We start from the raw sequence: 12,718 nt of genomic DNA, 5'->3' as shown, positions 1-12,718 counted from the left end.
GGGCTGTCATGTCGCATCAATCTGATTTGATCAGCGAGGACATCCTCGCCTACCTGGGCCAGCACGAGCGCAAAGAAATGTTGCGCTTCCTGACCTGCGGCAACGTCGACGACGGCAAGAGCACCCTGATCGGGCGCCTGCTGCACGACTCCAAGATGATCTACGAAGATCACCTGGAAGCCATTACCCGCGACTCGAAGAAGTCCGGCACCACCGGTGACGATATCGACCTGGCGTTGCTGGTCGATGGCCTGCAGGCCGAGCGTGAGCAGGGCATCACCATCGATGTTGCCTACCGCTATTTCTCCACCGCCAAGCGCAAATTCATCATCGCCGACACCCCCGGCCATGAGCAGTACACCCGCAACATGGCCACCGGTGCGTCTACCTGTGACCTGGCGATCATCCTGATCGACGCCCGCTACGGCGTGCAGACCCAGACCCGTCGTCACAGCTACATCGCCTCGTTGCTGGGCATCAAACACATCGTGGTGGCCATCAACAAGATGGACATCAACGGCTTTGACCAAAGCGTATTCGAGTCGATCAAGGCCGATTACCTGAAGTTCGCCGAAGGTATCGCATTCAAGCCGAGCACCCTGGCCTTCGTGCCGATGTCGGCGCTCAAGGGCGACAACGTGGTGAACAAGAGCGAGCGTTCGCCCTGGTACACCGGCCAGTCGCTGATGGAGATCTTGGAGACTGTCGAGATCGCCAACGACCGCAACTACACCGACCTGCGTTTCCCGGTGCAGTACGTCAACCGCCCGAACCTGAACTTCCGTGGGTTTGCCGGCACCCTGGCGAGCGGCATCGTGCACAAGGGCGACGAAGTGGTGGTATTGCCGTCGGGCAAGAGCAGCCGCGTCAAATCCATCGTCACCTTTGAAGGTGAGCTGGAACACGCAGGCCCAGGCCAGGCTGTGACCTTGACCATGGAAGACGAGATCGACATCTCCCGTGGCGACCTGTTGGTGCATGCCGACAACGTGCCGCAAGTGACCGACGCCTTCGACGCCATGCTGGTGTGGATGGCCGAAGAACCGATGCTGCCGGGCAAAAAATACGACATCAAACGCGCCACCAGCTACGTGCCGGGTTCCATCACCAGCATCGTGCACCGCGTGGACGTAAACACCCTGGCCGAAGGCCCGGCGAGTTCGCTGCAGCTCAACGAAATTGGCCGGGTCAAGGTCAGCCTGGACGCCGCCATCGCCCTGGACGGTTACGACAGCAACCGCACCACCGGCGCGTTCATCGTGATCGATCGTTTGACCAACGGCACGGTCGCCGCGGGCATGATCATCGCGCCACCGGTGGGTCATGGCGGCGCTGCGCAGCACGGCAGCCTGGCGCATGTCGCCACCGAAGAGCGCGCCCTGCGTTTCGGCCAGCAGCCGGCCACGGTGTTGTTCAGCGGCTTGTCGGGCGCTGGCAAGAGCACTCTGGCCTATGCGGTCGAGCGCAAGCTGTTCGACATGGGCCGTGCGGTGTTCGTACTGGACGGCCAGAACCTGCGTCACGACCTGAACAAAGGGTTGCCGCAGGACCGTGCCGGGCGTACCGAGAACTGGCGTCGTGCCGCTCATGTGGCGCGTCAGTTCAATGAAGCCGGCCTGTTGACCCTGGCAGCCTTCGTTGCGCCGGATGCCGAAGGCCGTGAACAGGCCAAGGCGCTGATTGGTGCGGACCGACTGCTGACCGTCTACGTGCAGGCATCGCCGTTGGTGTGCGCCGAGCGTGACCCGCAAGGTTTGTACGCGGCTGGTGGGGATAACATCCCTGGCGAATCCTTCCCGTATGACGTGCCGTTGAATGCCGACCTTGTGATCGACACCCAGGCGTTGTCGCTGGAAGACAGCGTCAAGCAAGTGCTGGAACTGTTGCGTCAGCGCGGCGCGATCTAAGCTTTATTGCCGCACAAAAAAGCCCGCCACCGGTTACCCGGTGGCGGGCTTTTTACATATTCTCAAATGTGGACTCGGTCAATGTGGGAGCTGGCTTGCCTGCGATAGCAGACTGTCAGTTTATTGAAACTTAGCTGATCCACCGCTATCGCAGGCAAGCCAGCCCCCACATTAAATTGCATCCACATGTTGATCAGCGGCTGGCCGGAAAGTCTTTGTGCAGCTGTTCCAACAATGCATCCTTGTCTTGCCACAACTGGTTGATCCAGCCCTGGAACGCCAGTCGATATTCCCCATCCTGCTCATAATTCTTGCCGATGAATTCGGCCGGTATCTGCACCTCTTCAAAGTGCACCACCACGTCCTTCACGTTACCGCACAGCAAATCCCAATAACCTGGGCGCCCGGCGGGGTAGTGGATGGTCACATTGATCAGTGACTTGAGCTGCTCGCCCATGGCATCCAACACAAACGCAATGCCGCCCGCCTTGGGTTTAAGCAGGTAGCGAAACGGTGACTGCTGCTGCGCATGCTTGCCCGGCGTAAAGCGTGTGCCTTCGGCAAAGTTGAAAATCCCCACGGGATTGTCGCGAAACTTCGCACAGGTCTTGCGCGTGGTTTCCAGGTCTTTGCCTTTCTTCTCCGGGTGCTTCTCCAAATAAGCCTTGCTGTAGCGCTTCATGAAGGGAAAGCCCAGCGCCCACCACGCCAGGCCAATCACCGGTACCCATATCAGCTCTTGCTTGAGGAAGAACTTCAGGGGGCGAATGCGCCGATTGAGCACGTACTGCAACACCATGATGTCGACCCAGCTCTGATGGTTGCTGGTCACCAGGTACGAGTGCTGGTAGTCCAGGCCCTCAAGGCCAGTCAGGTGCCAGCGCGTACGGCGCACCAGGTTCATCCAACCCTTGTTGTTGGTGACCCAGGCTTCATGGGTGTGGTTCATCAGCCATTCGCTCAGGCGCTTGGCGAACGGCAGCGCCTTGAACAGCGCCACGATAAACAGGAACGAACACAGCAGGATCGTGTTCAGCGCCAGCAACAGCGAAGCGATCACCCCGCGCACGGCGGCAGGTAGAAAATCCAGCATTTAGATATCCATGGGTCGGTTGGCGGCTTGGATCGCCGTCAGGGCGATGGTGTACACGATGTCGTCCACCTGGGCGCCTCGTGGCAGGTCATTGACCGGTTTGCGCAGGCCCTGGAGCATCGGCCCCAGGCTCACGCAATCGGCGCTGCGTTGTACGGCTTTGTGGGTGGTGTTGCCGGTGTTCAGGTCCGGGAATACAAAGACGGTGGCCTTGCCTGCCACCTGGCTGTTGGGCGCCAGTTGTCGGGCGACGTTTTCGTTGGCGGCGGCGTCGTATTGCAACGGGCCGTCGATCAGCAGCGAGCTTTGTTGTTCGTGGGCGAGCAGGGTGGCTTCGCGGACTTTTTCCACCTCCTCGCCGCTGGCCGAGTCACCGCTGGAATAGCTGATCATCGCCACCCGTGGCGTGATGCCGAACGCGGCCGCCGAGTCGGCGCTTTGCAGGGCGATTTCCGCCAGTTCCGCAGCGCTTGGGTGCGGGTTCATCACGCAGTCGCCGTACACCAGTACCTGCTCGGGGAACAGCATAAAGAACACCGACGACACCAAGGTGCAGCCCGGCGCGGTCTTGATCAGTTGCAGGGCAGGGCGAATGGTATTGGCGGTGGAGTGAATAACGCCGGAGACCAGGCCATCCACTTCGTCGAGAGCGAGCATCATGGTGGCGATCACCACGGTGTCTTCCAGTTGTTGCTCGGCCATGGGCGCGTTGAGGCTTTTGCTCTTGCGCAAGGCGACCATCGGCTCCACGTAGCGTTGGCGAATCAGGTCGGGGTCGAGAATCTCCAGGCCTTCGGGCAGGTCGATACCCTGGGCGCGGGCGACTGCCTCCACATCCGCAGGCTTGGCCAGCAGCACGCAACGGGCAATGCCGCGGGCCTGGCAGATTGCGGCGGCCTGTACGGTCAGCGGCTCGCTGCCTTCGGGCAACACGATGCGTTTGTTGGCGGCCTGGGCGCGTTGGATCAACTGGTAACGGAACACCGCCGGCGACAGGCGCATCTCCCGCGGCGTGCCGCAACGCTGGTGCAGCCAGCGTGCATCGAGGTGGCTGGCGACGAAATCGGTGATGATTTCCGCACGCTCGCGGTCATCGATAGGGATTTCCTTGTTGAGGCTATTGAGCTGGTTGGCGGTGTCATAGGAGCCGGTGCTCACCGACAACACCGGCAACCCGGCCTGGAAGGCGCCTCGGCACAGATCCATGATGCGTGGGTCGGGCAGGGTGTCGCTGGTCAGCAGCAGCCCGGCCAGCGGCACGCCATTGATGGCGGCCAGGCTGACGGCGAGGATGATGTCGTCGCGATCTCCCGGTGTCACTACCAACACACCGGGCTTGAGTAGCTCGACAGTGTTACGCATGGTGCGCGCGCAAATGATGATCTTGGTCATGCGCCGGCTTTCGTAGTCACCGGCGTTGAGGATCTGCGCGCCCATCAGGTCGGCCACGTCGCGGGTGCGCGGGGCATTCAGCTCGGGTTGGTAGGGGATGCAGCCGAGCAGCCGGAAATCACCGCTACGCAACAGCGGCGAATGCTCTTTGAGGCGCGCCGAGAAGGCTTCCATGCTTTCGTCGGTGCGTACCTTGTTGAGGATTACGCCCAGCACTTTCGGGTCTTTGGGACCGCCAAACAGTTGGGCCTGCAATTCCACACGGCCGGAAAGCTCGGTGAGCACTTCATTTTCCGGCGCCGAGACCAGGATCACTTCCGCGTCCAGGCTCTTGGCCAGGTGCAGGTTGACCCGTGCCGCGTAGCTGGCGCTGCGGGTCGGCACCATCCCTTCGACGATCAGCACGTCTTTGCCTACGGCTGCCTGTTGGTAAAGGGTGATGATCTCTTCGAGCAGCTCATCGAGCTGGCCGTCGCCGAGCATGCGCTCCACGTGAGCCAGGCCCAGGGGCTGCGGCGGTTTCAGGCCGTGGGTGCGCGCCACCAGCTCGGTGGAGCGTTCCGGCCCGGTATCGCCAGGGTGTGGCTGGGCGATGGGTTTGAAAAAACCGACTTTCAGGCCGGCCCGTTCCAGGGTGCGCACCAGCCCAAGGCTGATGGAGGTCAGACCCACACCAAAATCGGTGGGCGCGATAAAAAAAGTCTGCATGCGAATTCTCTGGAGGTGCATGGCTTGGGTGGCGCTCTATGGGTGAGTGCCTACCGCGAATCAGGCGCCAAGGTTATCGTTATTCGTGCCCTTGCGCACACCAGCCGCACGCAAAGGCCTGGCCTATTTTTTCAAGGCGTTGCGCGGGGTCGAGCACCCAGGCGCGCGACTGCCAGGGCGGTTGGTGGCGCAGGTGCTGGGTGTGGCCGCAGGACAGCTCGGCCACCCAGTGCCCATCGTCGTCCTGATGAAAACCTGTGATCGTGACCGTTGATCGGCCCCGTCCGTCCGGGTTCCGTTCGCTTTCGGGCAAATCCTTGTTTAGACTTGTCCGTTCTTCATTCTTTTGCAAAAGGTCTCGCCCCATGACGATCGCCGCTAACAAGGCTGTCTCCATCGACTATACCCTGACCAACGACGCTGGTGAGGTCATCGACAGCTCCGCCGGCGGCGCGCCGCTGGTTTACCTGCAAGGCGCAGGTAACATCATCCCGGGCCTGGAAAAGGCTCTGGAAGGCAAGAACGTCGGTGACGAACTGACCGTCGCCGTAGAACCTGAAGATGCCTACGGCGAATACTCCGCCGAACTGGTCAGCACCTTGAGCCGCAGCATGTTCGAAGGTGTTGATGAGCTGGAAGTGGGCATGCAGTTCCACGCTTCCGCGCCGGACGGCCAAATGCAGATTGTCACCATCCGCGACCTGGACGGCGACGACGTTACCGTTGACGGCAACCACCCTCTGGCGGGCCAGCGCCTGAACTTCCAAGTGAAGATCGTGGCCATCCGCGACGCTTCCCAGGAAGAAGTGGCTCACGGCCATGTCCACGGTGAAGGCGGTCATCACCATTGATTGATGTTTTGATCAGGTGGTAGCAAAAACGCCCCGACTGGTTCGGGGCGTTTTTTTTGCCTTGAGAATATTCCCGGTCAACTTTCTGTAGGAGCGAGCTTGCTCGCGAAAAAACCTGAGATCCCCGCTGGGCGCCAGGCTTGCCGCGTCATCGTTAACGATCTTCGCGAGCAAGCTCGCTCCTACAGTTTTCAGGGGCAAACAAAAATGCCCCGGACCTTTCGGTACGGGGCATTTCTTAACTGTTACGCAACCTGGGCTACGTGGCAGTTGTTACCACTTAGGCTGCAGCAGGAACGCTCAGAGCCTTGATGTGGCCATTCAGGCGGCTCTTATGGCGAGCGGCCTTGTTCTTGTGGATGATGCCTTTATCGGCCATACGGTCGATAACAGGCACAGCCAGAACGTAAGCTGCTTGAGCTTTTTCAGCGTCTTTGGTGTCGATGGCTTTGACTACATTCTTGATGTAGGTGCGAACCATGGAACGCAGGCTGGCGTTGTGGCTGCGACGCTTCTCAGCCTGTTTTGCACGTTTTTTGGCGGAAGGTGTGTTGGCCACCGTCGAGCTCCTCGAAAGACTTTTTAGGAAATAGCAAACAAAATAGGCCGCGAATCATGCCGATGACTTGACGGGTTGTCAAGGGCGGCTGATGCGAACTGCTGAGTGGTCGATCTGAAGAGGCGGGTGATTTATTTCCGGCGCTTGACCTGTAAACTCGCGAGCTTTGGCTCTGTGCTGTTGCAGACGCGCAGTATCGCATAAGTGGGCGCGTAGTTCGCCTGCTCTTTATCTATAGGCGCAAACTCTTTCAATGAATCTGCTCAAATCGTTGGCTGCCGTCAGCTCTATCACGATGATTTCCCGGGTATTGGGGTTCGTGCGTGACACCCTGCTGGCCCGCATCTTTGGCGCCAGCATGGCCACGGATGCGTTCTTTATTGCCTTTAAACTGCCCAACCTGTTGCGGCGGATCTTTGCCGAAGGCGCGTTTTCCCAGGCGTTCGTGCCGATTCTGGCCGAATACAAGACCCAGCATGGCGAGGAGGCGACTCGTACGTTCATCGCCTACGTCTCGGGTTTGCTGACGCTGGTGCTGATGCTGGTAACCATCGTCGGGATGCTCGCCGCGCCCTGGGTGATCTGGGCCACGGCGCCCGGTTTTGCCAATACGCCGGAAAAGTTCGCGCTGACCACTGATCTGCTACGGGTGACCTTTCCTTATATATTGCTGATTTCCCTGTCTTCGCTCGCCGGGGCGATCCTCAATACCTGGAATCGTTTCTCGGTACCGGCCTTTGTGCCGACCTTGCTGAACGTCAGCATGATTATTTTTGCGCTGTTCCTCACCCCGTATTTCGATCCACCCGTCATGGCCCTGGGCTGGGCGGTGCTGGCCGGCGGGCTGGCACAGTTGTTGTACCAGCTGCCACACCTGAAAAAAATCGGCATGCTCGTACTGCCGCGCCTGAATCTCAAGGACACCGGCGTCTGGCGTGTCATGCGCAACATGCTGCCGGCGATCCTCGGAGTGTCAGTCAGTCAGATTTCCCTGATCATCAACACCGCGTTCGCCTCGTTGCTGGTGTCCGGCTCGGTGTCGTGGATGTACTACGCCGACCGCCTGATGGAATTGCCATCCGGTGTGCTGGGCGTGGCGTTGGGCACCATCCTGCTGCCGACCCTGGCGCGTACATACGCCAGCAAGGATCGCCAGGAATACTCACGCATACTCGATTGGGGCCTGCGCCTGTGCTTTCTGCTGGTGTTGCCGTGCGCCCTGGCCCTGGGCATCCTCGCCGAGCCGTTGACGGTCTCGCTGTTTCAATACGGGCAATTCGACGCCCATGACGCCTTGATGACCCAGCATGCGTTGGTCGCCTACTCTGTCGGCCTGCTCGGCATTATCGTGATCAAGGTGCTGGCGCCCGGCTTCTATGCCCAGCAAAACATCCGCACGCCGGTGAAAATCGCGATTTTTACCCTGGTTGTCACGCAACTGCTCAACCTGGTGTTTATCGGCCCGTTGGCCCACGCCGGCCTGGCTTTGGCGATCAGCGCGGGGGCATGTATAAACGCAGGCCTGCTGTTTTACCAATTGCGCAAAAAACAGATGTACCAGCCGCAGCCAGGCTGGGGGTTGTTTGCGCTCAAGTTGCTGGTGGCGGTAGCAGCGATGTCGGTTGTGCTGTTTGGCCTGATGCACATCATGCCGGCCTGGGGCCAAGGCAATATGCTGGAGCGCTTCATGCGCCTGGGCGCATTGGTAGTGGCGGGCGTGGTGGTGTACTTCGGGATGTTGCTGTTGCAGGGTTTCCGCCTGCGTGATTTCAATCGCAAGTCGTTGGGATAGAGACTTTGCCGCGATAAAACGGTTGTTTTATCGATTCGACCCATTTGGCCTGCGCAGTTGCCTGTCGTCCGGGGCTGGGTGTGGTTATAATCGACCACTTTATGAGCAAGAAGCGCGTTATGCAGCTGGTTCGAGGTCTCCACAACCTGCGCCCCGAGCATCGGGGCTGCGTCGCCACTATTGGCAACTTTGACGGTGTTCACCGTGGCCACCAGGCTATCCTGGCTCGGCTGCGCGAGCGTGCGGTCGAGTTGGGCGTGCCCAGCTGCGTGGTGATTTTTGAGCCACAACCGCGGGAGTTCTTTACCCCCGAAACCGCGCCGGCCCGCTTGGCGCGCTTGCGGGACAAGCTGCAGCTGTTGGCGGAGGAGGGCGTGGACCGTGTTCTCTGCCTGGCATTCAACCAGCGTTTGCGCAGCCTCAGCGCCGCCGAGTTCGTCGACCGCATCCTGGTGGACGGCTTGGGTGTACAGCACCTGGAGGTCGGCGACGACTTTCATTTCGGTTGTGACCGGGTCGGGGATTTCGATTTCCTGCAACATGCCGGTGTCAATCAGGGTTTCACTGTCGAAGCCGCGCAAACCGTCGAACTGGACGGCCTGCGCGTGAGCAGCACCCAGGTGCGTAACGCCCTGGCCGCCGCCGACTTCGACCTGGCCGAGCGTTTGCTCGGTCGCCCGTTCCGCATTGCCGGACGGGTATTGCACGGCCAGAAGCTGGCGCGCCAATTGGGCACGCCAACCGCCAACGTGCAACTCAAGCGCCGTCGTGTGCCGCTGACCGGGGTTTACCTGGTAAGCGTCGACATCGATGGCCAATCGTGGCCGGGAGTCGCCAATATAGGCGTCAGACCCACGGTTGCAGGTGATGGCAAGGCCCACCTGGAAGTTCACCTTTTGGATTTTGCCGGTGATTTATACGACCGGCGTTTGACGGTGGTTTTCCACCAGAAGCTGCGTGAAGAGCAGCGTTTCGCCTCCCTGGAGGCGTTGAAAACGGCGATCAATGCGGATGTCGCCGCCGCCCGTGCACTAGACTAGCCGCACCTAGCGCCCATCGCTAACCGAAGAGCCTTAAATGACCGACTATAAAGCCACGCTAAACCTTCCGGACACCGCCTTCCCAATGAAGGCCGGCCTGCCACAGCGCGAACCGCAGATCCTGCAGCGCTGGGACAGTATTGGCCTGTACGGAAAGTTGCGCGAAATTGGCAAGGATCGTCCGAAATTCGTCCTGCACGACGGCCCTCCTTATGCCAACGGCACGATTCACATCGGTCACGCGCTGAACAAGATTCTCAAGGACATGATCCTGCGCTCCAAGACCCTGTCGGGCTTTGACGCACCGTACGTTCCGGGCTGGGACTGCCATGGCCTGCCGATCGAGCATAAAGTTGAAGTGACCTACGGCAAGAACCTGGGCGCGGACAAGACCCGCGAACTGTGCCGTGCCTACGCCACTGAGCAGATCGAAGGCCAGAAGTCCGAATTCATCCGCCTGGGCGTACTGGGCGAGTGGGACAACCCCTACAAGACCATGAACTTCAAGAACGAGGCCGGTGAAATCCGCGCCTTGGCTGAAATCGTCAAGGGCGGTTTCGTGTTCAAGGGCCTCAAGCCCGTGAACTGGTGCTTCGACTGCGGTTCGGCCCTGGCCGAAGCGGAAGTGGAGTACGAAGACAAGAAGTCCTCGACCATCGACGTGGCCTTCCCGATCGCCGACGACGCCAAGCTGGCCGAGGCCTTTGGCCTGGCAAGCCTGAGCAAGCCGGCGGCCATCGTGATCTGGACTACCACCCCGTGGACCATCCCGGCCAACCAGGCGCTGAACGTGCACCCGGAATTCACCTACGCCCTGGTGGACGTTGGTGATCGCCTGCTGGTGCTGGCCGAGGAAATGGTCGAGTCGTGCCTGGCGCGTTACGAGCTGCAAGGTTCGGTGATCGCCACCACCACTGGTTCTGCGCTGGAGCTGATCAACTTCCGTCACCCGTTCTATGACCGTCTGTCGCCTGTGTACCTGGCTGACTACGTCGAGTTGGGTTCGGGTACCGGCATTGTCCACTGCTCGCCTGCCTATGGTGTGGACGACTTCGTGATCTGCAAGAAGTACGGCATGGTCAACGATGACATCATCAACCCGGTGCAGAGCAATGGCGTCTACGTGCCTTCGCTCGAGTTCTTCGGTGGCCAGTTCATCTTCAAGGCTGACCAGCCGATCATCGAAAAGCTGCGTGAAGTCGGTGCGTTGATGCAAACCGCCACCATCCAGCACAGCTACATGCATTGCTGGCGTCACAAGACCCCGCTGATCTACCGCGCTACGGCGCAGTGGTTTATCGGCATGGACAAAGAGCCGACCAGCGGCGACACCCTGCGTGTACGCTCGCTCAAAGCCATCGAAGACACCAAGTTCGTCCCGGCCTGGGGCCAGGCGCGCCTGCACTCGATGATCGCCAACCGTCCTGACTGGTGCATCTCCCGCCAGCGTAACTGGGGCGTGCCGATCCCGTTTTTCCTGAACAAGGAAAGCGGTGAGCTGCACCCGCGCACCGTCGAGCTGATGGAAGTCGTGGCCCAGCGCGTTGAACAGGAAGGCATCGAAGCCTGGTTCAAGCTGGACGCCGCCGAGCTGCTGGGCGATGAAGCGCCGCTGTACGACAAGATCAGCGACACCCTCGACGTGTGGTTCGATTCGGGCACCACTCACTGGCACGTGCTGCGCGGTTCGCACCCTATGGGCCACGAGACCGGCCCGCGTGCCGACCTGTACCTGGAAGGTTCGGACCAGCACCGTGGCTGGTTCCACTCGTCGCTGCTGACCGGTTGCGCCATCGATAACCACGCGCCGTACCGCGAGCTGCTGACCCACGGCTTCACCGTCGACGAGACGGGCCGCAAGATGTCCAAATCGCTGAAGAACGTGATCGAACCGAAAAAGATCAACGATACGTTGGGCGCCGACATCATGCGTCTGTGGGTGGCTTCCACCGATTATTCGGGTGAAATCGCCGTGTCGGACCAGATCCTGGCCCGCAGCGCCGACGCCTACCGTCGTATCCGCAATACCGCGCGCTTCATGCTGTCGAACCTGACCGGTTTCAACCCGGCCACCGACCTGCTGCCGGCCGAAGACATGCTCGCGCTGGACCGTTGGGCCGTGGACCGTACCCTGTTGTTGCAGCGCGAGTTGCAGGAACACTACGGCGAATACCGCTTCTGGAACGTCTACTCCAAGATCCACAACTTCTGCGTGCAGGAGTTGGGCGGTTTCTACCTCGATATCATCAAGGACCGCCAGTACACCACCGGCGCCAACAGCAAGGCTCGCCGTTCGGCGCAGACCGCGCTGTACCACATCAGCGAAGCGCTGGTGCGCTGGATCGCGCCGATCCTGGCGTTCACCGCCGACGAGCTGTGGGAATACCTGCCGGGCGAGCGTAACGAGTCGGTCATGCTCAACACCTGGTACGAAGGCCTGACCGAACTGCCGGCCGACTTCGAACTGGGCCGCGAGTACTGGGAAGGCGTCATGGCCGTCAAGGTTGCGGTGAACAAGGAGCTGGAAGTTCAGCGTGCGGCCAAGGCCGTGGGCGGCAACCTGCAAGCCGAAGTCACCTTGTTTGCCGAGGACGGCCTGACTGCTGACCTGGCCAAGCTGAGCAACGAACTGCGCTTCGTACTGATCACCTCCACCGCGAGCCTGGCACCTTTCGCCCAGGCCCCGGCAGATGCCGTGGTCACCGAGGTACCGGGCCTGAAGCTCAAGGTGGTGAAGTCGGCCTTCCCTAAATGCGCCCGTTGCTGGCACTGCCGTGAGGATGTCGGCGTGAACCCTGAGCACCCGGAAATCTGTGGTCGTTGTGTCGACAACATCAGCGGTGAAGGCGAGGTTCGTCACTATGCCTAATACAGCCAGTCGTTTCGGACGTCTGGGCTGGCTCGTACTGAGCCTGCTGGTGCTGGTCATTGACCAGGTCAGCAAGGCTCACTTCGAGGGCTCCCTGGAAATGTTCCAGCAAATCGTGGTGATCCCGGATTACTTCAGCTGGACCCTGGCCTATAACACGGGTGCCGCCTTCAGCTTCCTCGCTGATGGCGGTGGCTGGCAGCGCTGGCTGTTCGCGCTGATCGCCGTGGTGGTCAGTGCCGTGCTGGTGGTGTGGCTCAAGCGCCTGGGCCGCGACGACACCTGGCTGGCTATCGCGCTGGCCCTGGTGTTGGGCGGCGCGCTGGGTAACCTGTATGACCGCATCGCCCTGGGCCATGTGATCGACTTCATCCTGGTGCATTGGCAAAACCGCCACTACTTCCCGGCGTTCAACTTTGCCGACAGCGCCATCACCGTTGGTGCAATCATGCTGGCGCTGGATATGTTCAAGAGCAAGAAAACCGGAGAAACCGTCAATGACTGATC

At 60.4% G+C, this 12,718-nt stretch carries 10 protein-coding genes; 6 read left to right on the top strand and 4 right to left on the bottom strand.

All coding sequences use genetic code 11. The annotated features are described in order from the left end of the window. Positions 1-8 precede the first annotated feature (8 nt). Positions 9-1,907, top strand: coding sequence for a sulfate adenylyltransferase subunit CysN (gene cysN / locus AC07S6_RS20850; protein WP_003188392.1), 1,899 nt, complete (start codon positions 9-11; stop codon positions 1,905-1,907). 193 nt (positions 1,908-2,100) lie between these two features. On the opposite strand, the gene yihG is transcribed toward cysN, so the two are convergent. The 3 genes from yihG to AC07S6_RS20835 all read right to left on the bottom strand — a co-directional run bounded on the left by yihG (position 2,101) and on the right by AC07S6_RS20835 (position 5,467). Continuing rightward, a complete protein-coding gene (gene yihG, locus AC07S6_RS20845) occupies positions 2,101-3,000 on the bottom strand; it encodes a 1-acylglycerol-3-phosphate O-acyltransferase, YihG family (protein WP_014716856.1) in 900 nt (299 codons plus the stop codon). After that, on the bottom strand, positions 3,001-5,100 hold the full coding sequence (pta, locus tag AC07S6_RS20840; RefSeq protein ID WP_003188396.1) for a phosphate acetyltransferase: 2,100 nt from the start codon (positions 5,098-5,100) through the stop codon (positions 3,001-3,003). Positions 5,101-5,179: 79 nt separating this feature from the next. Beyond that, a complete protein-coding gene (locus AC07S6_RS20835; RefSeq protein WP_078802457.1) occupies positions 5,180-5,467 on the bottom strand; it encodes a DUF3565 domain-containing protein in 288 nt (95 codons plus the stop codon). On the opposite strand from AC07S6_RS20835, the gene AC07S6_RS20830 reads away from it, so the two are divergent. Then, positions 5,466-5,951: an FKBP-type peptidyl-prolyl cis-trans isomerase gene (locus AC07S6_RS20830; RefSeq protein ID WP_003188398.1), complete on the top strand. Its 486-nt coding sequence runs from the start codon at positions 5,466-5,468 to the stop codon at positions 5,949-5,951. The genes AC07S6_RS20835 and AC07S6_RS20830 overlap by 2 nt on opposite strands. Before the next feature lie 280 nt (positions 5,952-6,231). Here the strand turns inward: AC07S6_RS20830 and rpsT are convergent, their stop codons facing one another. Then, on the bottom strand, positions 6,232-6,510 hold the full coding sequence (gene rpsT, locus AC07S6_RS20825) for a 30S ribosomal protein S20 (protein ID WP_003188401.1): 279 nt from the start codon (positions 6,508-6,510) through the stop codon (positions 6,232-6,234). A gap of 253 nt (positions 6,511-6,763) precedes the next feature. On the opposite strand from rpsT, the gene murJ reads away from it, so the two are divergent. The 4 genes from murJ (at position 6,764) to lspA (ending at position 12,716) form a co-directional block, all read left to right on the top strand. Then, positions 6,764-8,302 carry a murein biosynthesis integral membrane protein MurJ gene (gene murJ, locus AC07S6_RS20820; protein WP_495112944.1) on the top strand — a complete coding sequence of 513 codons (1,539 nt, stop codon included), beginning with the start codon at positions 6,764-6,766 and terminating at the stop codon, positions 8,300-8,302. A 119-nt stretch (positions 8,303-8,421) separates the two neighbouring features. After that, positions 8,422-9,342, top strand: coding sequence for a bifunctional riboflavin kinase/FAD synthetase (gene ribF / locus AC07S6_RS20815; RefSeq protein WP_495112943.1), 921 nt, complete (start codon positions 8,422-8,424; stop codon positions 9,340-9,342). A gap of 37 nt (positions 9,343-9,379) precedes the next feature. Next, on the top strand, positions 9,380-12,211 hold the full coding sequence (ileS, locus tag AC07S6_RS20810; RefSeq protein WP_495112942.1) for an isoleucine--tRNA ligase: 2,832 nt from the start codon (positions 9,380-9,382) through the stop codon (positions 12,209-12,211). Next, entirely contained in the window at positions 12,204-12,716 is a 513-nt protein-coding gene (gene lspA, locus AC07S6_RS20805) for a signal peptidase II (RefSeq protein ID WP_014716859.1), read from the top strand. The genes ileS and lspA overlap by 8 nt, the downstream gene beginning before the upstream one ends. Positions 12,717-12,718 lie beyond the last annotated feature (2 nt).

The organism is Pseudomonas sp. GW821-FHT07B01 (assembly GCF_059419065.1).
This window is presented reverse-complemented; position numbering and strand designations above follow the sequence as displayed.

Bases quoted from the DNA above. Each gene is read 5' to 3' on its own strand.
- cysN (WP_003188392.1), top strand. From the start codon at position 9: ATGTCGCATCAATCTGATTTGATCAGCGAGGACATCCTCGCCTACCTG.
- yihG (WP_014716856.1), bottom strand. From the start codon at position 3,000: ATGCTGGATTTTCTACCTGCCGCCGTGCGCGGGGTGATCGCTTCGCTG.
- pta (WP_003188396.1), bottom strand. From the start codon at position 5,100: ATGCAGACTTTTTTTATCGCGCCCACCGATTTTGGTGTGGGTCTGACC.
- AC07S6_RS20830 (WP_003188398.1), top strand. From the start codon at position 5,466: ATGACGATCGCCGCTAACAAGGCTGTCTCCATCGACTATACCCTGACC.
- AC07S6_RS20835 (WP_078802457.1), bottom strand. From the start codon at position 5,467: ATGGGGCGAGACCTTTTGCAAAAGAATGAAGAACGGACAAGTCTAAAC.
- murJ (WP_495112944.1), top strand. From the start codon at position 6,764: ATGAATCTGCTCAAATCGTTGGCTGCCGTCAGCTCTATCACGATGATT.
- ribF (WP_495112943.1), top strand. From the start codon at position 8,422: ATGCAGCTGGTTCGAGGTCTCCACAACCTGCGCCCCGAGCATCGGGGC.
- ileS (WP_495112942.1), top strand. From the start codon at position 9,380: ATGACCGACTATAAAGCCACGCTAAACCTTCCGGACACCGCCTTCCCA.
- lspA (WP_014716859.1), top strand. From the start codon at position 12,204: ATGCCTAATACAGCCAGTCGTTTCGGACGTCTGGGCTGGCTCGTACTG.